Annotated in this window: 25 protein-coding genes; 5 read left to right on the top strand and 20 right to left on the bottom strand. The window is 46.9% G+C overall.

The window, feature by feature from the left end; translation table 11 throughout:
• Positions 1 to 25 precede the first annotated feature (25 nt).
• The 4 genes from lepB to N288_RS06625 all read right to left on the bottom strand — a co-directional run bounded on the left by lepB (position 26) and on the right by N288_RS06625 (position 4,521).
• On the bottom strand, positions 26 to 580 hold the full coding sequence (gene lepB, locus N288_RS06640) for a signal peptidase I (RefSeq protein ID WP_022543588.1): 555 nt from the start codon (positions 578 to 580) through the stop codon (positions 26 to 28).
• Positions 581 to 601: 21 nt separating this feature from the next.
• Positions 602 to 1,216: a TVP38/TMEM64 family protein gene (locus N288_RS06635; protein WP_009793995.1), complete on the bottom strand. Its 615-nt coding sequence runs from the start codon at positions 1,214 to 1,216 to the stop codon at positions 602 to 604.
• Between the two features lie 87 nt (positions 1,217 to 1,303).
• A complete protein-coding gene (locus N288_RS06630; RefSeq protein ID WP_009793994.1) occupies positions 1,304 to 2,245 on the bottom strand; it encodes an LCP family protein in 942 nt (313 codons plus the stop codon).
• A 284-nt stretch (positions 2,246 to 2,529) separates the two neighbouring features.
• Positions 2,530 to 4,521: a S9 family peptidase gene (locus N288_RS06625; RefSeq protein ID WP_009793992.1), complete on the bottom strand. Its 1,992-nt coding sequence runs from the start codon at positions 4,519 to 4,521 to the stop codon at positions 2,530 to 2,532.
• Between the two features lie 230 nt (positions 4,522 to 4,751).
• Between N288_RS06625 and N288_RS06620 the strand changes: the two genes are divergently transcribed.
• A complete protein-coding gene (locus N288_RS06620) occupies positions 4,752 to 5,159 on the top strand; it encodes a hypothetical protein (protein ID WP_009793991.1) in 408 nt (135 codons plus the stop codon).
• Between the two features lie 26 nt (positions 5,160 to 5,185).
• Here the strand turns inward: N288_RS06620 and N288_RS06615 are convergent, their stop codons facing one another.
• Positions 5,186 to 5,752 carry a competence protein ComK gene (locus N288_RS06615; protein WP_156917045.1) on the bottom strand — a complete coding sequence of 189 codons (567 nt, stop codon included), beginning with the start codon at positions 5,750 to 5,752 and terminating at the stop codon, positions 5,186 to 5,188.
• A gap of 193 nt (positions 5,753 to 5,945) precedes the next feature.
• On the opposite strand from N288_RS06615, the gene N288_RS06610 reads away from it, so the two are divergent.
• Positions 5,946 to 6,182, top strand: coding sequence for an IDEAL domain-containing protein (locus N288_RS06610; RefSeq protein ID WP_009793989.1), 237 nt, complete (start codon positions 5,946 to 5,948; stop codon positions 6,180 to 6,182).
• Between the two features lie 56 nt (positions 6,183 to 6,238).
• Here N288_RS06610 and N288_RS06605 read toward each other — a convergent pair whose 3' ends face one another.
• The 4 genes from N288_RS06605 to N288_RS06590 all read right to left on the bottom strand — a co-directional run bounded on the left by N288_RS06605 (position 6,239) and on the right by N288_RS06590 (position 9,808).
• Positions 6,239 to 7,168 (bottom strand): hypothetical protein, encoded by a 930-nt coding sequence (locus N288_RS06605; protein ID WP_022543585.1) that lies wholly within the window; start codon positions 7,166 to 7,168, stop codon positions 6,239 to 6,241.
• Positions 7,169 to 7,280: 112 nt separating this feature from the next.
• The gene (locus N288_RS06600) at positions 7,281 to 8,564 is read right to left on the bottom strand and encodes a M48 family metallopeptidase (protein ID WP_009793987.1); all 1,284 of its coding nucleotides are present in this window, start codon (positions 8,562 to 8,564) and stop codon (positions 7,281 to 7,283) included.
• A gap of 217 nt (positions 8,565 to 8,781) precedes the next feature.
• Positions 8,782 to 9,087, bottom strand: a complete 306-nt coding sequence (locus N288_RS06595) for an AzlD domain-containing protein (protein WP_009793986.1) — start codon at positions 9,085 to 9,087, stop codon at positions 8,782 to 8,784.
• On the bottom strand, positions 9,080 to 9,808 hold the full coding sequence (locus N288_RS06590) for an AzlC family ABC transporter permease (RefSeq protein ID WP_009793985.1): 729 nt from the start codon (positions 9,806 to 9,808) through the stop codon (positions 9,080 to 9,082). Before N288_RS06590 ends, N288_RS06595 begins: the two co-directional genes overlap by 8 nt.
• A 120-nt stretch (positions 9,809 to 9,928) precedes the next feature.
• Between N288_RS06590 and N288_RS06585 the strand changes: the two genes are divergently transcribed.
• Positions 9,929 to 10,480 (top strand): helix-turn-helix domain-containing protein, encoded by a 552-nt coding sequence (locus N288_RS06585; protein ID WP_022543584.1) that lies wholly within the window; start codon positions 9,929 to 9,931, stop codon positions 10,478 to 10,480.
• 43 nt (positions 10,481 to 10,523) lie between these two features.
• Here N288_RS06585 and N288_RS06580 read toward each other — a convergent pair whose 3' ends face one another.
• The 4 genes from N288_RS06580 to N288_RS06565 form a co-directional block, all read right to left on the bottom strand.
• Positions 10,524 to 11,318: an ABC transporter ATP-binding protein gene (locus tag N288_RS06580; protein ID WP_009793983.1), complete on the bottom strand. Its 795-nt coding sequence runs from the start codon at positions 11,316 to 11,318 to the stop codon at positions 10,524 to 10,526.
• The gene (locus N288_RS06575; RefSeq protein ID WP_009793982.1) at positions 11,293 to 12,321 is read right to left on the bottom strand and encodes an ABC transporter permease; all 1,029 of its coding nucleotides are present in this window, start codon (positions 12,319 to 12,321) and stop codon (positions 11,293 to 11,295) included. The genes N288_RS06580 and N288_RS06575 overlap by 26 nt, the downstream gene beginning before the upstream one ends.
• Before the next feature lie 36 nt (positions 12,322 to 12,357).
• Positions 12,358 to 13,350: an ABC transporter substrate-binding protein gene (locus tag N288_RS06570; RefSeq protein ID WP_009793981.1), complete on the bottom strand. Its 993-nt coding sequence runs from the start codon at positions 13,348 to 13,350 to the stop codon at positions 12,358 to 12,360.
• 190 nt (positions 13,351 to 13,540) lie between these two features.
• On the bottom strand, positions 13,541 to 14,317 hold the full coding sequence (locus tag N288_RS06565; RefSeq protein ID WP_022543583.1) for an enoyl-CoA hydratase-related protein: 777 nt from the start codon (positions 14,315 to 14,317) through the stop codon (positions 13,541 to 13,543).
• Positions 14,318 to 14,438: 121 nt separating this feature from the next.
• Between N288_RS06565 and N288_RS25635 the strand changes: the two genes are divergently transcribed.
• A complete protein-coding gene (locus N288_RS25635) occupies positions 14,439 to 14,570 on the top strand; it encodes a hypothetical protein (RefSeq protein ID WP_009793936.1) in 132 nt (43 codons plus the stop codon).
• Between the two features lie 2 nt (positions 14,571 to 14,572).
• Here the strand turns inward: N288_RS25635 and N288_RS06560 are convergent, their stop codons facing one another.
• From N288_RS06560 to N288_RS06550, 3 genes are all read right to left on the bottom strand, one after another.
• A complete protein-coding gene (locus N288_RS06560; RefSeq protein ID WP_041825242.1) occupies positions 14,573 to 16,129 on the bottom strand; it encodes a fatty acid--CoA ligase family protein in 1,557 nt (518 codons plus the stop codon).
• 176 nt (positions 16,130 to 16,305) lie between these two features.
• Entirely contained in the window at positions 16,306 to 17,298 is a 993-nt protein-coding gene (locus N288_RS06555) for a lipoate--protein ligase (RefSeq protein WP_009793939.1), read from the bottom strand.
• Between the two features lie 17 nt (positions 17,299 to 17,315).
• Entirely contained in the window at positions 17,316 to 18,050 is a 735-nt protein-coding gene (locus tag N288_RS06550; RefSeq protein ID WP_009793940.1) for an MBL fold metallo-hydrolase, read from the bottom strand.
• Between the two features lie 163 nt (positions 18,051 to 18,213).
• On the opposite strand from N288_RS06550, the gene yhfH reads away from it, so the two are divergent.
• A complete protein-coding gene (gene yhfH, locus N288_RS24610) occupies positions 18,214 to 18,342 on the top strand; it encodes a protein YhfH (protein ID WP_009793941.1) in 129 nt (42 codons plus the stop codon).
• 280 nt (positions 18,343 to 18,622) lie between these two features.
• On the opposite strand, the gene N288_RS06545 is transcribed toward yhfH, so the two are convergent.
• From N288_RS06545 to hemE, 4 genes are all read right to left on the bottom strand, one after another.
• Positions 18,623 to 20,782 (bottom strand): YhgE/Pip domain-containing protein, encoded by a 2,160-nt coding sequence (locus N288_RS06545; RefSeq protein ID WP_009793942.1) that lies wholly within the window; start codon positions 20,780 to 20,782, stop codon positions 18,623 to 18,625.
• Between the two features lie 77 nt (positions 20,783 to 20,859).
• Positions 20,860 to 21,432, bottom strand: coding sequence for a TetR/AcrR family transcriptional regulator (locus tag N288_RS06540; RefSeq protein WP_009793943.1), 573 nt, complete (start codon positions 21,430 to 21,432; stop codon positions 20,860 to 20,862).
• Positions 21,433 to 21,628: 196 nt separating this feature from the next.
• Positions 21,629 to 22,561, bottom strand: coding sequence for a ferrochelatase (hemH, locus tag N288_RS06535; RefSeq protein WP_009793944.1), 933 nt, complete (start codon positions 22,559 to 22,561; stop codon positions 21,629 to 21,631).
• An 84-nt stretch (positions 22,562 to 22,645) separates the two neighbouring features.
• On the bottom strand, positions 22,646 to 23,692 hold the full coding sequence (hemE, locus tag N288_RS06530; protein ID WP_009793945.1) for a uroporphyrinogen decarboxylase: 1,047 nt from the start codon (positions 23,690 to 23,692) through the stop codon (positions 22,646 to 22,648).
• Positions 23,693 to 23,891 lie beyond the last annotated feature (199 nt).

Below are 23,891 nucleotides of genomic sequence, written 5' to 3'. Positions count from 1 at the left end.
AAAAGGACTTGAATTCTCCAAGTCCTTAGAATTTAATATCCATTTCATCGATCGGCCAGTAGCGAAGATTTACCTTTCCTACCACCTGGTCAGCATCAATGCATCCGAAATGCCGGCCATCCCAGCTTTCCAGTCTATTGTCCCCGAGGACGAACAGCTGTCCTTCAGGCACTGTTTCGGTGTGTGCCACTTCCTCCAGGGTAAAATCACCGGTCAGGCGGTCGCCGAGGGTCTCTTTTCTGTATTTTTCAAGGAAAGGCTCCTCCACAAGCTTGCCGTTGATATACAGATGGTCATCTTTATAATCGACCCTGTCACCCGGCAGTCCGATGATCCTTTTAACAAAATCCTCTTTTTCATTTGCATGGAAGACTATGACATCGAATCTTTGCAGCTCTCCGATCTGATAGCCGATTTTATTGACTACCAGTTTGTTTCCATCCTGCAGCGTCGGCATCATGGACCCGCCTTCAACCACATAATTTGAGAAGAAAAACATACGGATAAATACAAAAATGATAATTCCGATCGCGAAGGCCTTTATCCACTCAAGACCCTCCCGCTTAACCTCTTCTTTCACGCGGTCCCCCACCTCCCTGGTTTATTTGCTGCTGTCTTTATCTGCTCCCATATTTATCTTTACTTCAATCCTTTTCCCGACATACCAAAGAATAAAAATAACAGCAAGGACAATCACTGTCCTGATAGGCTGGGTAATCAATGACCTTATATCGTAGCCAATAAAGCTCATGGTAAAAATCATGACCATTTTGCCTGTCAGCACGGCAAGCATATACTGAGCAAAGCTTATTTTGGAAAGCCCGGCCACTATATTCACAATAGCCGACGGGGTAAAGGGAAAACAAAGCAGGATGAACAAAGGGCCAAAGCCATGGCGCTCAATCCAGCTCATCAGCTGCTGCACCTTTGCATGTTTTCTCAAAAAGGTTAATAGCCTCTTCTGCCCGTATGTACGGACAAGATAAAAAACAAGCATGGCCCCAGCGCATGCACCTGCCCAGGATATCAGAAAGCCGAGCCACAATCCAAATGCATTGGCATTTGCCATGACGAACAGAAACAGCGGCAGAAAAGGCAGGAAAGCTTCAAGCATTGGCAGCAATATTCCAGGCAGCGGCCCAAAAGAACGGTAGCGTTCAATAAGATCCATTATATTTTCCAGTGTCAGCCAATCCTTGAGCAAGTCAAAATCCATTGAAAAATCTCCTTAGTAAAAACAATTCGGTATTTATTCTTACCTCTGGCAAGGCGTCTTTACACCACAAATTCCTCCCTGTGCCTATTATTTCGACAAAAATTCGCTGACCGCCTGCCGGTTTTGTTCCAGATTGACCCCAAGGACATCCGCACCTCCTGGAGTTGTTTCATCCCAATAGGAACCTTCAACAGGGACCCTTAATGTCTCAATCTGCCTGCCTTCTTTAGACAGCAGGCTTTTGCCCATATATAAAATGTCTCCGGTATCCATATTTGTATTGATATACGGGGTGACGACACCTACCAGTTTAGGAAGCTTCGGCAATGTCTGGATGCTGGTGAACTGATCGGCAATTTCTGTCATCACCTTCTGCTGCCTCTCCACCCTGCCGAAATCGCCTACAGCATCATGCCGGAAGCGCACATATCCGAGCAAGTGCTCTCCGTCCAGCCTTTGAAGCCCTGGATTCAGCGTTACACCTATATTATCCGACATCTCCTTTTCAACGTCCACTTCGACACCATTCGGAAATGCTTCATCGATAAGCTGAACAAATCCCTGAAAATCGACAATTGAATAATACTGTATATCAATATCAAAGTTCTCTTTGATTGTCTGCCTCAATAACTCTGGGCCGCCATACGCAAACGCAGCATTAATCCTGTTTTTCCCATGGCCCGGGATGTCTACATAAGAATCCCTCATGATGGAAATGATCTTATAGGTCCCCTTATCAGGATGATATTGACCTACCATGATTGTATCGGTCCGCGGCGTTTCTTCCCCGCGTGCATCACTTCCAAGCAGCAGTACGTTCGTGCCCCCGTATTTGTCTGTTTCGCCATTGAATTCATATTTTACTTCATTAGTATTATTCACTTTATCTTCAGACTGGGCCACACCCTGATTAAACTGGTAGTATGCATAAGCAAGAGTGCCGGCAATAATCAAAAGCAGGAACAACACAGCCAGCTTCCATTTGCGCTTCTTCTTTTTCTGCTTTTTTTCGTATCGATCCGATCTCATCACAATTATCCTTCCATCATATAGTCAGGTCCGCAGCAGCTGTTATTTCCAGCAAGCCTGCAGAACCGCATTTTCAAAGCTCCGGTTTATAAAAAGAATAACCACTTTATATGACTCTGTCTGCGAGCAAAAGGTTTCGTTTGTCCTTCTGGCATTTTCTATTTTTCCTTGGCCGCTTGGCATCCTGAAGGACTGGCCTTTATTTTATTGTACACAAAAAACCGCAAAGACTCACAGCTTTGCGGTTGTTTTTCTGGATTATCCTGCTATTTACTGATAAAAAATTACAAATACTTGTCAAACCAGCCTGAGATATAATCAAGGCGGCTGATTCGGAGCGAAGGTTTCCCGCTCCTGGAGAGCTCATGGTTGGATTCAGGGAACCGGACAAAGCTCGTTTCTTTTTTGCGGTGCTTCAGGCTGATGAACAGCTGCTCCGCCTGTTCAATCGGACAGCGGAAATCCTTTTCGCCGTGAAGGATCAGCAATGGCGTATTCATTTGATCAACATAAGCAAGCGGCGAGTGCTTCCATAGCTTTTCAATATCATCCAGCCCTGCTTGGATCTGCCAATCTGTGAAATAATAGCCGATGTCGCTTACTCCATAGAAGCTGATCCAGTTTGAGATCGAGCGCTGGGTGACGGCTGCCTTGAACCTGTCTGTGTGGCCGATGATCCAATTGGTCATGAAGCCGCCATAGCTTCCTCCCGTCACCCCGAGCCTGTCCTGGTCGATGAACGAATATTCTTTCAGCACATAATCGACTGCATCCATCAAATCCTCGTAATCCCTGCCCCCGTAGTCACCGCGGACGGCATCCACAAATTTCTGCCCGTACCCATGGCTGCCCCTCGGATTGATATAGAGTACAGCATAGCCTTTAGCTGCAAGGACCTGGAACTCATGGAAATAGGAATTGGCATACATCGCATGCGGTCCGCCATGGATTTCAAGGACCAGCGGATATTTCTTTCCTTCCTCAAAACCGGCAGGCTTCATCAGCCAGCCATGGAGACCCCATCCGTCAGCAGAAGTAAATTCAATCGGCTCTGCTGCGGAAAGGCCGGTTTTCTCCAGAAACTCAGAGTTGACAGCGGTCAGCTGCTCCAGTTTTCCTGTAGTGATTTCCAGCAGGAACAGGTCACCCGGATGGTCTGGCTTGCTTATAGCCACTACTGCTCTGTCATTATTCCCTCCGGTTGACAGCCCATAGACATGCTGCCTGTCCAGCAGCGCAGGGAACAGCTCTCCTTCAACCGTCCCGTAATAGACTGCAGTGCTGCCATTATCAGTGGCAATGAAATAGAAGCTCCGATTATCATTTGACCAAAGAAGGCCTGGGGAAACGGCTCCCTGCTGGAAGTCGCCGATCGCATAATCCCCGATCAGCAGGTCTGTATCTGCAGTCAGGCAGCGGAGTTCTCTCTGCTCACGGTCATACACCCATGCTTTTGAAAGTGTAGCATTTTCAAACTCCCTTTCATGTCCGATCAAACCAAGATAGCGGCTGTCAGGCGACCAGGTGATATTGCCGAAATAGCCTGTACCCTGGGTGATTTTCTCCTGCTCTTTCGTTTCAAGATTAATCAGGTAGGCATCGCTGCCGTATGAAAAATCCTTGTCCCCGCTCAGGTCTGCTGTCACAGCCAAATGCTTTCCGTCCGGCGACCAGCTTTGAAGGCTGTAATCATTTTCCCCCTCTGTCACTTGCTCGATGTTGCCGGTATCTGTGTCAGCAATGGCAATATGGGTGAATTTTCCGTTCCAGAAGCCCTGGGCATCGGATTTATACCTCATTTTATTCACTTCGAGCGGAGCAGGCTTTTCATCTTTTTCCTCCCCGCCTTCGCGGTCATTAACCGATTCTCCCTCTCCGAGGGAAACAGTAAAGGCGATTCTGGAGCCGTCTGGCGACCATACCGGATTGCCAGCCCCGTTCTTGCAGTATGTAAGCTGGCGGGCCTCTCCGCCGGCTGCGGAAAGAATGTGGATTTGATTTTTCCCGCTTCGGTTAGACACAAAGGCCACCTGGCGTCCATCATGCGACCAGCGCGGCGAATGATTGCGCCATGTGCCGAATGTCCATTGGACAGGAGCGCTTTGATCTTCCGTGTTTATGTAATAAAGATTGGAGCTGTATGCATCCTTTTCCTCCAGGATAACGGTTTCCGTATAGACACAATCCTTGCCGTTCGGCGCCAGCTGGGGGTCGGCCGCTGATTTTAAATGATGCAGATCTTTTGATGCAATGGTGTTTTTTGCCATGATAATCATCTCCCCTTTATATGTAAAACCATTCTACTTATTTCGACAACAGAAATACTTTTCCTGCCTGACTGACATTTTTTCAGGAAAAATATTTTTTCCGCTCCAAATGAGCTCTATGCCCAAATATGAGGAAGACTGTTATAGAGTGATGCTAAATTCGACTTGCATAGAAGGCAGGGATTCAGTAAAATAATAACGAACAAACGTTCTATTTCTGTTCGGAGGAGCAAGCTGATATGACAAGAATTCCAGAGGATGACCGAAATATTATGGAGCAGGCAATCTATCTTCCTATGGTATTGGTTGTGCTGAACAGGGACATAGGTGTGATTAATAATAGTCCCTTTAAACTCAAAAAGCCTTACCTGAATTTAATTGAGGATACGATGAAATTCATCCAGACAGAGCTGGCAGGCGTAAAGCGCTATATGAAGGATAACCGCCTCCAGGTCCAGGAGATCAAGCGTGATGAAGCATTTACGATGTTCATGTTCCTTTATAAAGGGTATGAAGAGCACCATAATTATTTTAATCCGAGGATCCGCAACAGGGTGCAGGAGCTGATGGAATATTACTTGTTCAAACGCTGGACGATGCAGGAAGAGAGCCGCCTACGTCTGAAGAGGCCAGGCCAGCATCTCTAATTTACCGCATAGGCGCATGCCGGAGGTCACTCGAGCTTCCTGTTCCGGTAGCTCCCGACGGGTTCTGAAGCCCTGTTGAGCCTCTGATTATCTGTGAAATAGAACATCTTCCTGCCATGCCCTTCGATCCGCTGATGAAGCTTTGTCCTTAGATGAGCTGTCCGGAGGAGCTGATTTTCAAATGAGCTGGATGATACAGGGAGGATCAGTGTATGCTTGTTTCCGAATACGACCTTGGTATGTGAGGGATCTGTACGATGGTGGGCTGCAATATGCTCATAAGAGATCCAGATGCAGTCGGGGTTGTTCGGGGAAGTTGTCGGAAAAAAATACAGCAGGTTTGTCGGATCGATGACAATTGGGACTTTATGCGTCACGCCAATGATATCCTTGGTCGCATCCTTCCGTCCCTCATAAGAGGAGCCAAAGTAGCCGCAGCTTTTTTTGACGATATCAAACAGTTTGAACGGGGACAGGAATTCATCTTCCACCTCAAAGATCCGCGAATAAATTTTTTTGCCGTATATCTGCGGCAGGATGATCATCGTAGAAGGATTTATTTCGTACTCCTCCACCAATCTTTTTTTATGCATATCCAAGTGATTCATCTCCTTTGCTCTTCGTTTCATTTCATTATACCATCTTTATTCCAGATAATTGCAAATTTTTAGTCAATTATTGTCAAATGCCACTGTCACGGAATTAATTTTCTAAAAATTTAAATAATTTAGTTGAATTTTCCCCTGCTCCTCCATATAATATTAAAAAGCAGCAGGGGTGATTTTCATGAAAGAGAAGTCATATGCAGAGTCGATGAAAAAGAACACGATGAACCGCAACCAGCTTAAGGACACGTACGTCTTACACCTCTACATTGAAATGCTCTTGTCGGAAGTCCAGCTGATATCCGAAAAAGAAAAATTGGCCCAAAAAATCGATCAAGCCCTCGATGATCGCAACAAGGCCCTATTCACCCAGCTATCAAAAGAGTACAAAGAATTGAACGAACGATTTGGAAACTAGAAAACTGGAAACCCTCCGGTCCGGCCGGAGGGTCTTCTTTATTATCCACGGACCGTTCAGTGGCCCAAATACTCTACCCTTTTCTCTTTTAAGATCTCAATCTCCCGTTCTGCAGCATCTTTCTCCGTTCTGAGTTCGATTTCGAGGTCCTCAAGCACATTCAGGCATTCCTTCACTTTATCAGCAGAGGCATTGATTTTCTCCTGGACCATCCAATCGGAAAAAATATTATCAAAGAAAAGATCGGCAATGCCCAAAAAGCTTCCCACCTCAAGCTCGGAGGAAATGGAGCGGCCAAGGTCATCAAGCTCCTTCTGCAGCTTTTTCAAGTTGTGCTGTGCGTCATGCAAGGACTCTTTTGCCTTGTCCATATATGACCTTTTCGCCATGGTCGAGAGGAAGTCGCCTCCCGCAAGGTCGAGGAAACCCCAATTTTTCGCGCTCGAAAGCTCGCCATCAGCTTTGCGCAAGGCTTCCCTTGCCTCCACCAAAGCACTCTCAGCTTCCCGTATTTCCTGAATTATCGCTTTCCTTTCCTCCAGCCGGTCTGATAAATGAAAAAGCATATCGCTGACAGCTCCGCCTTCCTGCAGGATCAGACGTTCTTTTTCCAATAGCAGCTCTTTGTACACCGCCCCAGCCGTTTCCAATCCGGCAGCTTTTTCACTGAGCGAGCTGATGTCAGCTTCGTAATCCTTTATTTTCTTCAGGGACTCATCATACAGAATCCTTGCTTTATACGCTTCCTCTTTTTCTTTTTGCAGCCTTTCTTCCTTCTTGCCGCTGAGCATCAGAAAGAATCCTGACAATGATGGGCCTTCTAGCTTATCCGCTTCCTTCAGTTCCTTCTCCCAAGTTTTCTTCAGCCTTTCTGATGAAGCCTTTTCCTGATCATTTTCAGCCATCAGCGCCTCAAGGCGCCTTTTATATTTTTCATACTGCTGTTCCCGCTGTCTTGCTTCAGCAATTCTTTGATCCAGATTCATTACCAGGTCCCCTTTTTTGGTTCGTATAATAATCATACGGATTCGACTGTGAAAAAGATTCAACAAACAAAGAGGCCCCGGCTCGGCCGGGTGCCCCTCTGCTTAACAGCTGTTATTCGCTGCCGGATCCAGTTCTATTTTTCATTTCATACTCTTCCAGCATGGAAATACGCTCCAGCATGGTCGGATGGCCGTACCGGAAAATCTTCACAAGCAGCGGCGGCTTTACCTGGCTCAAGCCTGCCTTCGTCAATTCCTGGAATGTCCCTATTGCCGCTTCCGGATCATCCGTCATTTCAATGGCATACCGGTCAGCTCTCATTTCCTGATATCTTGAGACAAGGTTGGTAACCGGACTGGCAGCAAAAAGCAGTATCGAAAGGAGCGCAAGGAACAGAGGGAGTGAGCGGATGTCGGAAACCTCCTGCAGCTTAAAGGCTCTCCCCCATCTTGCAATCACCAGCTTCATCAGCTTCGATATCAGATACAGGCCGATCAAGGAAAGCACTAAATAACCCGCAATCCCTATGTATATATGCTTCTCTACATAGTGGGCCATTTCATGCGCCATGATGAACAGGATCTGGTCATCACTCAGCCGGTTGAGTGTTGTATCCCACAAAACGATCCGTGAGTTTGAACCGATGCCTGTTACATACGCATTAAGCGAGTTGGTCTTCTCCGCCATGTTTACTTCAAACACATGCTCAGCAGGAATATGTGCCTCACCCGCTAATTGAAGGATTTTTCCTTCCAGCTCTTTATTTTTAAGCGGATAAAAATCGTTGTAAAGCGGATCGATCACAACAGGCTGCAGGAACATCATGAAAAGTGTGAACGGCACCGATAACAGCCATGCATACAGCCACCATCTTTTTGTGCTTTTTTTCATCAGCCAATAGAGCACTGAAACCAAAATGAACATCGTTCCGTAATTGATCCAGAAGTCGATCAGTTCATCCTTCATCCAGGAGCTGAAGGTCTGTGTTGAGATATTATAGCTCTTGGACAGCGAATAGCTGATAAAGCTTAAGGGGAATGTGGCGGCGAAAGCAAAGACTGAGAGCCACAGCAGATAGATGGCCGTCTGCAGAGCCTTTGCCCGCGCCGACTTCCCCGCCCACTTCTTCATGGCTGAAGACAGGCCGGTCACAAGGACGAGAACATAAAACACCCATTCAAGGGGTGTGGACAAAAAGAACAGCAGGTTCCTTATCTTGGAATACTCTTCGCTCAGCATAAGCTCCCGCCCGTTCAGAAAAGCTTCCGGGTCTGCCTGTGTTCCCTGATACTCAAAAGGCAGGCTTGTATTCGCAAAATAAAACAGATACCAGTAAAAAAACAGCCCGTAGACTACATATCCTATGACTGTGTAAAAGCCGATTTTCCGAGCCATTTCAATTCCCCCTTTCTTCTTGGCTGCTTTTTTCGCAAAAAGCGGGCAGCCTGGACGGGCTTTCTTTGTACAACCTCTCTCCCTACAGTGTAGTACCGATTGTTTATTTTAGAACAGCAAAATGGATGAGCCTCAATTATATATTCTCCCAAACCGCTTTCAAACCGCTGCCCTCAATAGAAAAACCAGGCTCAGCAGCTTGAGCCTGGCAGTCATGCTAGAAAAAATAGGAGTATACCGACAATACAGCGATCGACCCGAGGACAACCACGATAACATTTGCTCCAAGGTAAGCTGCCAGGAAAGCTGCAGCTGCCCCGAGCAGGCCGTACCAGATGTCTTCCTGGATAAATAGGATTCCTGGGAAAATAAGCGCTCCCAGTGTCGCATAAGGGACATTTCTCAAGACCCCCTGCCAGAATGCAGGCAGCTCCTTCCCTCTGAACAGGACGAAGGGAAGCATCCTCGGAATATAGGTAACGGCCGCCATCCCGATGATCATCATAATGATTTGGCTATTCATGCCGATTAACTCCCCTTCTCTTTTTGATAGTTTCAACAGCTTCAGTAATCAGTGCTGACAAAAGTGTAGCTGTGACAATGGCCCATCCTGTCGACAGCAGATCTGCCATTGTGAATATCGTATTGAACCCTGCTGCAAGCACAGCAAGGAACACAACCTTTGCACTGCCCTTCATGGAAGGCACGAGCAGTCCCACAAACATGGCATATAATGCGACTGACATGCTTTCCTGGAGAGTCTGCGGAAGACTGGCGCCGATCAGATGGCCGATGCCGGAGCTGACCACCCAGCTTGAGTAGGATACAAAGATGAGGCCGAACATATAGCCTGAAGAAACTTTCTCTCTTTTCATGGAAGCAACTGAAAAGGTCTCATCTGTAATGCCAAAAGCAAATATGATTTTATTTGCCGTATGCTCGTCTTCACACTTTTCATTAAGAGATGCTGACATCAGGAAATGCCTGATGTTAACAATAAAGGTAGTAAGGATGATTTCAAATATCCCTGTCCCCAGCGTCAAGAGGCTCAGGGAGATATACTGGGCCGCACCCGCAAAGACGAGCAGGCTCATCAGCACTGTTTCTCCTACTGAAAGCCCTGTAGTCTTTGCCAAGAGCCCGAATGTTATGGCAATCGGAAAATATCCGATCGCAATGCTTATCCCTGCCTGTATCCCTTTGCGGAACTCCCCCGCTGGCCTTTCTGCTGCTAATTCTGCCATATCCTCACCTGCCGTTATGTATCTTGGAAAATATTATTGGAATGTACTGTGTTTCTTCTATACTTTTGAGTTATATTATACATATGTGCGTTATATTACACAATTCCTTTGGAGGAAAAAATGGAGAATATTCACAAAAATATCGGGGAAAATTTACGGAATATACGAAGGAGCAGAGGTCTCAGCCTGGACATGGCCGCAGAGGCAACCGGTGTAAGCAAGGCAATGCTTGGGCAGATAGAACGGGGAGAATCCAACCCCACCGTCACAACATTATGGAAAATTGCCAGCGGCCTCCAGATTTCTTTTTCTTCTTTGATGGCAGAAAAATCATCTGAAGTTTCTTTTGCCAGCATCAGTCGGATTAACCCGATCATTGAGAATAAAGGGAAGTATAAAGTGTTCCCGCTGTTCCCCTTTGATCCACGAAAGAAATTCGAGATATTTATTGTGGAAATCGCCCCTGACTGGAAGCAGATATCAGATCAGCATAACGAAGGGGTAGAAGAATATATCACAGTCATAAGCGGGGAAATTGAGGTAATCATCGGTGGCCGGCCATACAGGATCCAGGAAGGCTCTGCCCTCCGGTTTGCCGCTGACCAGACCCACAGCTACAGGAATACGGGGAAAGCACCAGCAAAATGCCAGGTAGTCATGTATTACGAATAACAAAATAAAAAGTGCCGCATGGCAGACCATCGGCACCTTTTATTCAGGCAAGAACAGCGCGGTCGCTGTTCAATTTCTCACCGCGGATGCGCTGGAATTCCCCAAGCAGCTTTTCAACTGTCAGTTCCCGCTTCTCCTTTTCTCCTGCTTCGAAAATGATCTGCCCACCGTCCATCATGATCAGCTTGTTTCCGAGATCGATCGCCTGCTGCATATTATGGGTGACCATCAGGGCTGTCAGTCCGAAAGACTCAACGATCTTTCTGGTCAGTTCAGTGATAAGGGCAGCCCTGGCCGGGTCAAGCGCAGCTGTATGCTCATCAAGCAGCAGGATTTTCGGCTCTGTGAAGGTTGCCATCAATAACGACAATGCCTGCCTTTCCCCTCCGGATAAAAGGCCAGCCTTTGCTTCAAGGCGGTCCTCAAGCCCGAGGTGGAGCATTTCGAGCTGCTCCCTGAAAAATGCCTTCCGTTTCTTCGTCATTCCCATCCTCAGGCCCCGCCCCCCAGTCCGCGAAGAGGCGATCGCCAGATTCTCCTCAATGGTTAGATTAGGGGAAGTCCCTGCCATCGGGTCCTGGAAGACCCTGCCGATCAGGCGCGACCTTTTGTGCTCTTTCATTTGCGTAACATTTTTGCCGTCAATCAGCACTTCCCCTTCATCCGGATAGAGGCGGCCTGATATGATGTTCATCAAGGTGGACTTGCCTGCCCCATTGCTGCCGATGACAGTGACAAAATCTCCTGGCTGCATGGATAGGTTAAGATGCTGAAGAGCTTTTTTCTCATCTGGGGTAGCTTCATTGAATACTTTATAAATCTGTTTTAGCTGCAGCAACCTGCCCACCGCCTTCTTCTGCCATTTTTTTCAGCTCATCTTTATCAAAGCCCCTTTTTTTTCTGCGCCTGTTATCCCGCTGCCGCTCAATCATCCTTGGGATGATGAGCGCACAGACAACGATCGCAGCCGTAATGAGCTTCATGTCTCCCGTTTCAAGAAAATCGGCCCTCAGGGCAAGGGTCACGATGATTCTATAAAGGATGGCTCCCCCAATAACGGCTAAAGTCGCCCTGAAGATCGTTTTTGCCCCAAAGACCGCCTCGCCGATGATGACGGAGGCAAGGCCGATAATGATCATGCCGATCCCCATGCCGACATCGCTGAAGCCATTGTACTGGGCAATAAGGGCTCCTGAAAAAGCAACAAGTCCGTTGGACAACCCCAGTCCCAGGATTTTGAGTGTATCGGTATCTGCTGAAAAGCTCCGCACCATTGTCTCATTATCGCCCACTGCCCTGATGGCAAGCCCGATATCCGTTTTCAGGAAAGCATCGAGCAGCAGCTTAATGACCATTGATACAGCAAGCATTACTAGCAGGATCCCCCATGTTTTGGGAACCATCCCCTCGAGCCCCATGCCCGTCAAAAGGGATGCCATCCCGCTGTCGAACGGCAGTGACTCCCAAAAGCCGGACAGCTTTGTGATGACAGTCTCCTCTGAAAGGAGGGGGACATTCGATTTTCCCATTATCCTCAGGTTAATAGAATAAAGGGCAATCATCATTAATATGCCGGACAAAAGGGGGTTTATTTTTCCTTTTGTGTGGAGCAGGCCTGTCAGGCACCCGGCAGCAAAGCCGCATATCATGGCCATTATGGTAGCAAGTAACGGATTCACGCCTGCCACGATCATTGAAGCAGCGACAGCCGCACCTGTAACAAAGCTCCCATCCACCGTCAGGTCCGGGAAATCAAGTACCCGGAATGACAGGTACACACCAAGGGCCATCAAAGCATAAATCGCACCAGCCTCCACTGAGCCAAATATCGCTGTGAACATATAATCTTCCTTTCTCCGGGAGGTAATTCTATCATTCTATTCAGTAAATTCAGCCAGGCTGTTCCATTCCTCTTTAAGCCCGATATTCATTTCCTCTGCAGCCTTCTTGTTGATCAGGAGCTTTAAGTTTTGCGGATATTGCACAGGGAGCTCTGATGGCTTCTTCTCTCCTTCAAGGATTTCGGCCGCCATTTCCCCTGCCTCATAACCGATATCTTCATAGTCAAAACCGTAAGCAGCAAACCCTCCGCGCTCGACTGAGTCCAATTCACCGACAAACAGCGGGATATCATTGTCATTGGCTGTCTGAATGACCGACTCCAGCGCGGAAACAACTGTATTATCCGTAATGATATAAATCATGTCTGCTTTGCCTACAAGGGATTCAGCTGCCTGCTTCACCTCTGAGGAAGCTGATACTGTGGCCTCTTCCAGCTTTAAGTCTGTTCCTTCCATCGCCTTTTTCACAAGATCAATCTGGGCATTGGAATTCTGCTCCCCCGAATTGTAGATGACTCCTACCGTTTTTCCTTCCATCTGCTCAGCCATGAATTTCACCGTATTCGGGATGGCATCCGGATGGGTATCTGTTGTGCCAGTGATATTTTCTCCAGGCTCCTCCATCGAGGCAACAAGCTCAGCACCAACAGGATCTGTTACAGAGGTGAAAACGATTGGGATATCCTTTGTCGCATTCAGTGCCCCGTACGCGCTCGGCGTCGAATTGGCGAAGATAAGATCCACACCGTCTCCGGCAAAGTTGTTGGCGATTGCCTGGTTGTTGTTCTGGTCGCCCTGGGCGATCTGGACATCATAGTCAACCTCGAGCCCTTTATCTTCAAGGGCCTTTTTGAACCCCTCAAGCGCAGCATCAAGAGAAGGATGCTCCACAATCTGCGTTACGCCGATTTGATACGTTTTTTCCCCCTCTGCCGCCGTTTTTCCTCCTGCTTCATCTGAACCGCACCCTGACAGCAATCCTGCTGCCAGCAGTCCTGCCGCAGCCAATCCAAACTTTTTCTGTTTCATGAAATATCCCCCATTCTTGTCCTATCAATCGCTATTCCGCTTTTTTACTTTTATGCTTTTATGCTTTTATTCACTAAATTATATAGGCGAACCGTGCTGGATTCAAGATGTATTTTGACAATTTTAAAAATTAATAATATGAAAACTCAAAAACACCCTGTGAACGGCATTCCATTCACAGGGTGTTTTATTATCTTCCTTTGAACTCAGGCTTCCTTTTTTCTGAGAACGCCTGAAGGGCTTCCAGCCTGTCTTCTGTAGGAATGGTCACCTCATAGGCTTTTCTCTCAATCTGCAAACCTGTCTGCAGATCCGCATTCATCCCTTGTTTTACAGCAAATTTAGCCTGCTGAAGGGCGACAGGCCCGTTAGCCAGCATTTCTTCTGCCAGCTTCAGGCATTCTTCAAGAAGCTGATCCAGAGGGACTGCTTTTGTCAATAATCCGTAATGCAAAGCTTCTTCTGATGTGAGTCTCCTTGCAGTGAGGATGAGCTCAAGTGCCTTTGCCTGCCCGATCAGCCTGGGAAGCCGCTGCGTCCCGCCTGCTCCGGGGATGATGGCAAGGCTGGTTTCAGTCAACCCCATCTTCGTTCCCTGGGCAGCCAGCCTGAAGTCACAGGACAGGGCCAGTTCCATCCCCCCGCCAAAAGCAAATCCATTGATGGCTGCAATCGTAGGCTGCGGGAGACTCTCAATCAATGAGAATACCTCGCCGATTTTATATACATTCCTTTTAACGTCCGTCTGAGAAAGTGTCTTTCTTTCCTTCAGGTCAGCCCCGACACTGAATGCTTTATCGCCTGCTCCCGTAAAAATGACAACCCGGACATCCGGATTGATCCTGATATCCTCCACTGTCCGCTGCAGCTCTTCAAGAGTCTCATAATTAAAAGCATTCAGGGCTTCTGGCCTGTTCAGGGTAATAATGGCCGCGTGGTTCTCCACTTTCAAATCAATGCTGCTCATATTTCGTTTTCAACTCCTTTTTAATATCTATCTGCATAATTCGCTTTCCAGGTATGAAAACCCTTTCTTTTCGCTCATTGTGTGAAGCGTTTCTATATTATCCCCGGCGGAAGATGACAGGATGGAAGCAGGCAGCTTCCTGCTCAAATCAAAAAACCAGGCTGGAGGCGAAGTCCGGCCTGGTTTTGAAAAACAAGATGTAAATGATATTTCACATATCGGCAGAATGGCCATGGACAAACTGCCATCTTAGCTTTATTTGGTCTGGAGAACCTGTTTCTTCAATGCTCTTCTCAATATTTTTCCTGTCGTATTCTTAGGCAGCTCGTCCAGGAATTCAATTGAGGAAGGCAGCTTGTATTTAGCAAGATGCTGTTTGCAATAGCCTATAAGCTCTTCCTCGGTGAGAGAAGGGTCGGACAGCACAACATAGCTTCTGACCGCTTCTCCCTGATTCGGATCCGGCACGCCGATGACAGCCGCCTCAACCACGCCCGGATGGCTGTACAGCACTTCCTCCACTTCCCTTGGATAGACATTGTAGCCGCCGACAATGATGATTTCCTTTTTCCTGTCTACAATATAGAAATAGCCTTCTTCGTCCATCCGCGCAAGATCTCCTGTAAAAAGCCAGCCATCCCTGATGGAAGCAGCAGTTTCCTCAGGCATCTTATAATAGCCTTTCATAACATTCGGGCCCCTTACAGCAAGTTCGCCGACTTCACCAGGCGGCACCTCATCACCCAGTTCATTGACAACTCTGTTTTCAACGTTCAGGATGGATGTTCCGATTGAACCAGGCTTGCGCGGCCGGTCAAGCGGATTGAAGCATGTTACCGGCGATGCCTCGGACAGGCCATAGCCTTCAGAAATAAGGACATTGAATTTTTTTTCAAAGTTTTCAAGCAATGCTACCGGCAGTGATGCACCGCCGGAAATGCAGAGGCGGAGGGACTTTAAATCTTCCGCCTTTCCATCGCTGTATTGCAGCAGGAAATTGTACATGGTCGGCACACCGGCAAAAACAGTTGCCTCATACTCTTTTACCAGCCTGAATACTTCTTTCGGGCTGAATTTCGGATCGATCAGGATGGTCGCTCCATTCATCAGAGGTGCGTTAAGTACAACAGTCAGGCAGAAGACATGGAACATCGGAAGCGACGTAATGACCCTGTCCGATTCATTCATTTTTAAGTAATCGCTTACATCCTTTGCATTGCTGTAAAGGTTTTTATGCGTGAGCATTGCGCCTTTTGGCTTTCCTGTGGTGCCTGATGTATAAAGGATGATAGCTGTATCCTCTTCCTCAAGCTCCGGTCCCTGGTACCCTGCATCACCTGATGCCAGAACTGATGTAAACGATTTCAGTTTAGGATAGACACTCAGGGCCGAGACATCAGCATCCGCCTGCTTGCCTTGCGGAGTTTCACAAATAATATAGTTTTCAACCGATGGAAGCGCCCCATGCATTTTCTCTGCCATTGGAACCAGCAAGTCCAGGCTGATGATGGCTTTCACATCACCGTTTTTGACAATATAGCCAATTTCATCCGGCGTATAGATCGGGTTAATCGGAATCACGGTCGCCCCCAGGCGCATCGCCCCATACAAGCTGATAATGAAGAATGGAGAATTGCCGAGAAGCAGTGCAACATGGTCTCCCTTTTGGATACCCAGCTTTTCAAGGCCTGAAGCAAACTTTGTAACTGCCGCATCAAGCTCAGCATAAGTGCTTTCCTTGTCCATGAAATAATAGGCCGGTTTTTCACCCAGCTTCTGTGCGGTTTCATGCAGCTGTGAAGATAAGTTCATCATTTTCCCTCCTCCTAAATGAATGAATAATCATTCATTAAATAATAAAAAATTTTCTAAATATATTATATTGAAAGAAATTTATGTATTCAAGTACACAGTGCCAAAATTTTGTAGATATTTGGGCGCCGCTTATTGCTTCCCCATGAAAAAACCCCGCCTGGGCGGGGGAAAACTCAGTAGACAAGATTAATAAAATCCTCTTTGGTAACATTGCCGAAATAATGTTTGATGTTGATATCTGCAAGGGCTTCTTCGATTGCCGCTTTTTCATAGCGCAGACCTGACAGCTTTTCTTCAATTACTGCTACATCTCCGACACCGAAAAAGTCGCCGAATATCTTGCAATTCCCGATAATCCCTTTATTAACATCCAGCCGTACATCGATTTGGCCAACCGGGAATCGGTGTGAATGCTGGAGATTGAATTTCGGCGATTTCCCGTAATTCCAGTCCCAATTCTGGTAGCGCTCTTTTGATAGCTGGTGTATCTTTTCCCAATCCTCTTCTGTCAGTACATACTCTGGAATTTCGTCAAGATCCCCAAAAATGTTCTTAAGGAGTGTGCTCCTGAACTGCTCAGTCGAAACCTTTTCTTCCAGGAATTCAGAAATATTCGCTACACGGCTGCGGATGGACTTGATGCCCTTTGACTCAATTTTATCCTTCCTCACCTTAAGGGCCGATACAACACTGTCGATCTCAGAATCAAACAGCAATGTCCCGTGGCTGAACATCCTGCCCCTTGTGGCGAACTGGGCATTACCGGAAATTTTTCTTCCTTCCGCAGTAAGGTCGTTCCGTCCGCTCAGCTCAGCTGCCACCCCCATTTTCTTCAAGGCCTCGACAACAGGCTCTGTGAACTTCCTGAAGTTATGGAAGCTGTCCCCATCGTCCTTTGTAATGAATGAAAAATTAAGATTGCCCAAATCGTGGTAGACAGCTCCCCCTCCGGATAAACGGCGGACCACATGAATGCCGTTTTTCTCAACATATTCTGTATTGATCTCCTCGATGGTGTTCTGGTTTTTGCCGATGATGATGGAAGGCTCATTTATGTAAAAAAGCAGATAGCTTTCCTGGTCAATGTCCAGGTTCTTCAATGCATACTCTTCAATGGCAAGGTTTATGCGGGGGTCTGTAATCCCTTTGTTGTCGATAAATAGCATGATGATTCTCCTTTGTTTTAGATAGTGTAGGTATCATTGAATGCAGCCAGGCGGACTGGGCCGCTGTATTCCCTTGCCGACTCCTCAGCAAGCTTTGAAAGCTCCCCATAATGCGGAAGATGGGTCAGGACAAGCTGTTCCGCGCCAGCTTTTTCAGCAAGCCTCCCGGCATCATAGCTGTTCATATGCCCTGCGTTCTTTCCATTCTGATTTCCGTAGAAATTGCACTCGCTGACAAGCAGGGAAGCTCCGGATGCAAAAGCAGCCAGCTCTTCTTTATAGGATGTATCGGCTGTATAGACAATCGCATTTCCTTCTGCTTCAAACCGCATCGCATAGCATGGTGCCGGATGATCTGTTTTTAAGAATGTGATTGTAAAGGGCCCGAGGTTTAATTCCTCGTCCGGCTTATACTCTTTTCCTTCTGTAATATCCTTATAGCTGAGCTTCGAGAACTCCTGAGGGTTTTCCCTGTGAGCATAAACAGGCAGGGTATCCATCTTTTTTCCGAGGAAGCCCTGGATGAGGCGGGCATGCTGCAATACGCCGATATCTGCGATATGGTCAGGATGATAATGAGAAATAATGACCGCATCTAGCTCCTCCGGCTGGATGATCTGCTGCATTTTCGACAGTACTCCGCTGCCGCAGTCCACAAGCAGGCGGAAGCCATTGTGCTCGAGAAGATAGCCGGCACTGGCCTCATTCCCCTTCGGATAACCTCCCCAGGGCCCTATAACAGTTAATTTCATCTAACAGTCCTCCTTTTTTCCGAATCCCTATTAACACTATAATCGATTATGCCTATTTTTTCATTTTTTTAAAATTGTATTGATACAGTTGTTGACTTAAAAATACTGTTATAATACAATGTAAATACAGAAACACAAACACATAACCCGGGAGGCTGACAGAATGCTAGAAAATATCGTGGAATTTTTCAGGAATTTGCCAGCAAAACAATGTTCGGAGTGCGGCAGCTCCATTGATGAGCAGCACGAATGCTATGGGACTAAATGTGATAAGTGTCTTGACTTGAACTGACTGGAATTCTATAAAATTATAAGAAAAGCGCAAGCGCCTTGCTCACCCTTAAGGAACGCAGACTAAGAACGCCACGTCCTGTGGCAACGTCTGCATAACCCCCATCCTGGGGGCCTCAAGACGATCATCCCGGAAAGGCGTTCTTTGCCTTTTTGGGATGATTGGCTTGTGACCTCGAGGGGGTAGGCGCTGGAGCTAGACAGTAATCGAAGTTAAAAAAATATACTTTCTTATTTTACCAAAAAGACCCGGCCGGCGGCCGGGTCTTTCTCTGTCTCTATTATTCTGCGATTGCTGCGTACTTTCTTTTATGCATGATAGTGAAATAAGTGATCGTGCCAGCAATGAATGCGAGCATAAAGCCAAGGAGGATGGCTGCATTATGCCACATGAAGGCAAAGTCTCCGCTCGATGCCACGGCCTTCAGGCCTGCCACTGAATAGGTCATCGGCAGCAGGGCATTGAAATGCTGCAGGAAGCCCGGAATCAGTTCAAGCGGGAAGGTGCCTGCACTTGTTGTCAGCTGCAGGATGAGTATAAGAATAGCAGCAAATCTTCCCGGATCTCCAAGCGCTGTAACAAAGAATTGGATCAGCGCCATGAAGGTCAGGCTTGTAATAATATTGAACAGAAGGAATAATGGGATGCTCTGCACTTCAAGCCCCAGTCCCGAAATCAGGATCCATGAAGCAATAAGCGCCTGGATGATGCCTGCCGCTGCAAGAACACCAAACTTGGCTGCAAACCAGCTCAGGCCGTTTCCAGGGACCGATGCCGGCTCCCTGAGCGGGAACACGATGGACAGAAGCAGAGCTCCGACAAACAAGCCCAATGAAAGGAAGTACGGCGTAAAGCCGGTTCCGTAGTTAGGCACTTCATTGATTTTTTCATTTTTCACCTGGACAGGTTCGGCAATCATATTGTAGGTTTTGTCATCCGCACTTACAGATGAAGCTTCCTCAGCTCCGTCCTTCAGTTTGCCTGCAAGCTCTGCTGAGCCTTCGGACAATGCTGAATTCCCTTCTGCCACTTTGCCGGCACCTTCAGACAGCTTTCCTGCGCCTTCCTTCAGGGCGCCAGAGCCATCAGCCAGCTTGCCGAGACCGCCGGAAAGCTCTGTGCTCCCTGCTGCCAGCTGTGCTGATCCGGCTTTTGCTGAAGCAAATTGCTGTCCATATTCATTCATGCCTGCGATAAACTGCTGCTGGCCATCCTGTATCTTGGCTGTACCTTGTGCGAGTGAAGAGCTTCCTGCTGCAAGAGAATCAATTCCCTGCTGCAATTGCTTTTGCCCTTCTGAAAGGCTGCCTATTTTGTCTGACAGCTGCTGTGCTCCGCCGGATATTTGGCCGGCAGATTCGGCAAGCTGTGATGTACCGGCTGCCAGCTGGCCTAAGGCTGCTTCCAGCTCTTTTCTTTCAGGGGAGTCCTCCGGCATCTGCTGCAGGACTGCCCCCAGCTTTTGCTGAAGCTGGGACATTCCGCCGCTGACCTTGGCAGCTTCTGACTGCCATTGATCAAGTGAGCCTGAAAGTGAGGCAGCACCGCCCTGAAGCTGTTCTCCTCCCTGGACAAGGGCAGGAACCTTTCCCTGGACCTGCTGGATTCCTTCATTCAGCTTTGCAGCTCCAGCAGCTGCTTCCTGATTACCTGCCTGAAGCTCACTGGCCGCAGCTTCCAATTTCTGATGGCCGGCTTGAAGCTTTCCAAGACCAGAGTCCAGGTCCTTCGCTCCTGCAGCCAGCTCTGCAGATCCTTTGTTCACCTGGCTGACGCCATTATCAAATTCAACAGACTTCCCGGCCAATTCTCCAAGCTTATTCTTCAGTTCCTGTGAACCTGATTTAAGCTCCAGGGCTCCTTCGTCAAGCTTACCGGCCCCGTCGCTCGCCTGTAGCAAACCGTCTGTCATGTCGCCGATTTTATCAAACATCGTCTCAGCATAGGTTTCGGTAATTTTCTCGGAAAGAGAAGCTTTGATTTTTTCAATTGCTGTACCGCCAATCTGTGAAGAAAGGAAGTTATAGCTTTCGTTTGGAACATAAATTAAATTTAGCTTTTTCGGATCTTCATCCAAAAGAGTTGTCGCATTCTCTGAAAAGTCCTCAGGAACCTCTACAAGAATATAATACTTCTCCTTCTCCAGATCTTTATAGCCTTCCTCTTTAGTAACAAACTTAAAATTAAAATCAGCACTATCTTTTAAATTGGATATCAGTTCGTCCCCGAGCTGCAGCTCTTTTCCTTCAAATTCTGCCCCTTTGTCTTCATTGACTACTGCGACAGGCAGATCGGCAAGATGATCATAAGGATCCCAGAATGCCCAAAGGAACATTCCGCTGTAAAGCACAGGAATGAACAGGACAGCAATAATCGGGATCAGCAGTTTTCTGTTTTTAAAAATAGCTAAAAACTCATTCCTGAATAATCTATTTCTCATTTATTTTTCCTCCTGTACGATTGACTATTTTGTTCAAATGGTCAATTTTATTCATAAAACAAGGACTATCCCTTAAGTCAGTTAGATAATCCTTTAAACAGGTATTGCTCAAACAGCTTTGCAATTTCCTCTTTTTCAAGAGGTTTATGCTGCTTTTCCCAATCAAAAATCAGGGCGATATAGAGCTTGAACATGATGAAGGCAGTCAGCTCAGGATCGCAGTCTGCTATCTCGCCTTTTTTCACAGCTTCGGCAACTTTTTCTTTAATATAAGAAAGAATTGATTTTTCCAGCCTCTCCATTACCTCCATTACTGCAGGAGTGCCCATTTCCTTTTCTTCCTGGAAAAGCTTGATGGTCAGCTGGTGCTTCAGCCTGAACTCAAGGATCCCATATAAGGCGCGATGGACATTTTCGTGGAAAGATAATGAAGAATCCAGAGATTCGTCAGCTGCAATTTTCATTTCCTTGATGAGCGTTGTGATGATTTCATCGAATAATTCCTCTTTATTCTTAAAAAACGTGTAGATCGTCCCTTTGCCGACATTCGCAATTTTGGCCACCTGATCCATTGTGGTTGCTTTATAGCCAAACAGAGAAAATGATTTATTGGCAGCTTCAATAATTAATTGCTTGCGGTCTACAGCCATCTATACACCTCGATTCACAAAAATGACTGAATGAACATTTTGGTCAATTTGAACAAAAATAATAATAGCATATGTCAGCAGCTCTTGCAATGCTTCCCGGTTAATATTTTATTATTAATTACTATCCCTAACTGAGGGACATAATCAGAAACCAAAGAAGGAGCCCTGCCCCAAAAGGCAGGTCTCCTTCTCTCTGCTATTCTGAAAGCTTCCTGAGTACGGCAGATGCCATAGCATCAATGAATTCGGGCTGTGAATTCGGCATTTCCGGACGATAATAGCTTGCCCCGATTTCCTCTGTTACAACTTTGCATTCATAGTCATTGTCATATAAAACTTCAAGGTGGTCTGCTACAAACCCGACTGGTGTATAGACGAATGCTTTATAGCCTTTTTCATTATACAAGTCGCGCGTCAGGTCCTGGACATCCGGCCCAAGCCATGGCTCAGGAGTATTCCCGGCACTCTGCCAGCCAACCTCATAATTTTCTACCCCCGCCTGTTCAGCGATCAGATCCGCAGTCTCCTGCAGCTGGTTAGGGTAAGGATCTCCCGACTGGAGAATTTTCTCTGGCAGGCTGTGGGCTGATACGATCAGCACTGCATTGTCTTTTTCATCTGCAGGCATGGATGCGAAGGCTTCCTTCACTTTTTCTGCCCAATAGCCGATGAATATCGGTTCTTGATACCAGCTTTCTACAGAAGTGATGGTCAGGCCGCCAAGCCTTTCTGCTTCTTCTTTTGCACGGCCATTATATGACTTCACGCTGAAGGTTGAAAAATGGGGAGCCAGCACGATGCTTGCAGCTTCCGTGATTCCATCTTCTTTCATGCTCTTCACTGCATCTTCGACAAAAGGTTCAATATGCTTCAAGCCCAGATACATCTTGAATTCAATTTCATCCTGGATGCTGTTCAGATGCTGCTCAAGCTTTTCACCCTGCTCCTGTGTAATCCTGGCAAGCGGGGAAATCCCGCCGATTGCTTCATAGCGGCTCCGCAGATCTTCAAGCATCTCATCTGAGGGCTTTCTTCCATGGCGTATATGAGTATAATAGCGCTCAATATCTTCTTCTTTATATGGCGTTCCGTAGGCCATGACAAGCAGGCCCATTTTCTTTTTCGGCATTATATTTACACCTCTTTTTAATCATGTATCTAGTCACTTATTGTGCCAAAAACCCGGCTGAATACAAAATCTAATGCTCAGGAATTACTCAGCAAGCTTGAAAGCCGAGTAATCGTGGATAAAGCCAGTCAGTTTTTTCAATGTATCCGGGTTGACAGACGGGAAGACGCCGTGGCCAAGATTGAAAATATAGCCTGGCTGCTGCATTCCCTGGTCAAGGATTTCCCTGGCTCTCTCTTCAATTACTTCCCATGGAGCAAGCAATATGGCAGGATCAAGATTGCCCATGACTGTTTTCCTGATGCCCATCTCCCTTGCCTCGCTGATTGGAAGCCTCCAATCCAGTCCGACTACGTCCAATGGAAGGTCATGCCATTCCATGGCCAGGTGGCTTGCGCCCACTCCAAACATGATCAAAGGCACATTTTCTTCTTTAAGAGCTGTGAAGATCCGTTCCATAACCGGCTTGATGAAGCAGCGGTAGTCGGCCACATTCAGTGCGCCTACCCATGAATCGAAAAGCTGGATAGCCTTTGCACCAGCCTTGATTTGTGCTTTTACATAAACGATGATGGTGTCAGCAAGCTTGTCCATCAGCGCGAACCATGCCTGCGGCTCAGAATACATGAAAGCTTTTGTTTTATTGTAATTCTTTGACGGCCCTCCTTCGATCATATAGCTGGCGATTGTGAATGGCGCGCCGGAGAAGCCAATCAAAGGAACTGTCAGCTGTTCTTCTGTTAAGAGCTTGATTGTGTCAAGGACATAGGGAATATCCTGTTCAGGATGAAGTTCCCCCAGTTTCTCAACATCTGAAAGCGAGCGGACCGGATTGGAAATGACCGGACCGATGCCTGTTTTAATATCTACGTCCACTCCGATGGCGGGAAGCGGCGTCATGATGTCTTTATAGAGAATCGCAGCATCCACTCCGTAGTTTTCAACCGGCAGCCTTGTAACATAGGCACATAATTCAGGCTGATGCGTTATTTCGAATAAGGAGTATTTCTCTTTGATGGCACGGTATTCGGGCTGGGATCTCCCAGCCTGCCGCATATACCATACAGGGACGCGGTCTGTTTTTTCCCCGCGCGCCGCTTTTAAAAATGTATCGTCTATCTGTTTTGCCATAAAACTGTATCCACCTTTCAGTACTCTTCTGTTTGTTTATTGTAATATATCTTTCTGGAAATTAGAAATTTCGGTATGTATAGGGCATATTGCCCCTTCCACTATAGCGGTTTCAGGATAGGTTGTATAGATTGCCTGGGGAAATGTCGAAAATTTGCCTTAAAAGAGAAAAGGCAAAAACAAATTGCATTACAAAAAT

It is taken from the genome of Bacillus infantis NRRL B-14911 (assembly GCF_000473245.1).
Classification (GTDB): domain Bacteria; phylum Bacillota; class Bacilli; order Bacillales; family Cytobacillaceae; genus Bacillus_AB; species Bacillus_AB infantis.
The sequence above is the reverse complement of the archived record's forward strand: the minus strand, read 5'-3'. Positions and strand labels throughout refer to the sequence as shown.

Coding starts and splice junctions, on each gene's coding strand:
- N288_RS06635 (WP_009793995.1), bottom strand. CDS start 1,216: ATGGATTTTGACTTGCTCAAGGATTGGCTGACACTGGAAAATATAATG.
- N288_RS06630 (WP_009793994.1), bottom strand. CDS start 2,245: ATGAGATCGGATCGATACGAAAAAAAGCAGAAAAAGAAGAAGCGCAAA.
- N288_RS06625 (WP_009793992.1), bottom strand. CDS start 4,521: ATGATTATCATGGCAAAAAACACCATTGCATCAAAAGATCTGCATCAT.
- N288_RS06620 (WP_009793991.1), top strand. CDS start 4,752: ATGACAAGAATTCCAGAGGATGACCGAAATATTATGGAGCAGGCAATC.
- N288_RS06615 (WP_156917045.1), bottom strand. CDS start 5,752: ATGCATAAAAAAAGATTGGTGGAGGAGTACGAAATAAATCCTTCTACG.
- N288_RS06610 (WP_009793989.1), top strand. CDS start 5,946: ATGAAAGAGAAGTCATATGCAGAGTCGATGAAAAAGAACACGATGAAC.
- N288_RS06605 (WP_022543585.1), bottom strand. CDS start 7,168: ATGAATCTGGATCAAAGAATTGCTGAAGCAAGACAGCGGGAACAGCAG.
- N288_RS06600 (WP_009793987.1), bottom strand. CDS start 8,564: ATGGCTCGGAAAATCGGCTTTTACACAGTCATAGGATATGTAGTCTAC.
- N288_RS06595 (WP_009793986.1), bottom strand. CDS start 9,087: ATGAATAGCCAAATCATTATGATGATCATCGGGATGGCGGCCGTTACC.
- N288_RS06590 (WP_009793985.1), bottom strand. CDS start 9,808: ATGGCAGAATTAGCAGCAGAAAGGCCAGCGGGGGAGTTCCGCAAAGGG.
- N288_RS06585 (WP_022543584.1), top strand. CDS start 9,929: ATGGAGAATATTCACAAAAATATCGGGGAAAATTTACGGAATATACGA.
- N288_RS06575 (WP_009793982.1), bottom strand. CDS start 12,321: ATGTTCACAGCGATATTTGGCTCAGTGGAGGCTGGTGCGATTTATGCT.
- N288_RS06570 (WP_009793981.1), bottom strand. CDS start 13,350: ATGAAACAGAAAAAGTTTGGATTGGCTGCGGCAGGACTGCTGGCAGCA.
- N288_RS06565 (WP_022543583.1), bottom strand. CDS start 14,317: ATGAGCAGCATTGATTTGAAAGTGGAGAACCACGCGGCCATTATTACC.
- N288_RS25635 (WP_009793936.1), top strand. CDS start 14,439: ATGGAAGCAGGCAGCTTCCTGCTCAAATCAAAAAACCAGGCTGGAGGC.
- N288_RS06560 (WP_041825242.1), bottom strand. CDS start 16,129: ATGAACTTATCTTCACAGCTGCATGAAACCGCACAGAAGCTGGGTGAA.
- N288_RS06555 (WP_009793939.1), bottom strand. CDS start 17,298: ATGCTATTTATCGACAACAAAGGGATTACAGACCCCCGCATAAACCTT.
- N288_RS06550 (WP_009793940.1), bottom strand. CDS start 18,050: ATGAAATTAACTGTTATAGGGCCCTGGGGAGGTTATCCGAAGGGGAAT.
- yhfH (WP_009793941.1), top strand. CDS start 18,214: ATGCTAGAAAATATCGTGGAATTTTTCAGGAATTTGCCAGCAAAACAA.
- N288_RS06545 (WP_009793942.1), bottom strand. CDS start 20,782: ATGAGAAATAGATTATTCAGGAATGAGTTTTTAGCTATTTTTAAAAAC.
- N288_RS06540 (WP_009793943.1), bottom strand. CDS start 21,432: ATGGCTGTAGACCGCAAGCAATTAATTATTGAAGCTGCCAATAAATCA.
- hemH (WP_009793944.1), bottom strand. CDS start 22,561: ATGCCGAAAAAGAAAATGGGCCTGCTTGTCATGGCCTACGGAACGCCA.
- hemE (WP_009793945.1), bottom strand. CDS start 23,692: ATGGCAAAACAGATAGACGATACATTTTTAAAAGCGGCGCGCGGGGAA.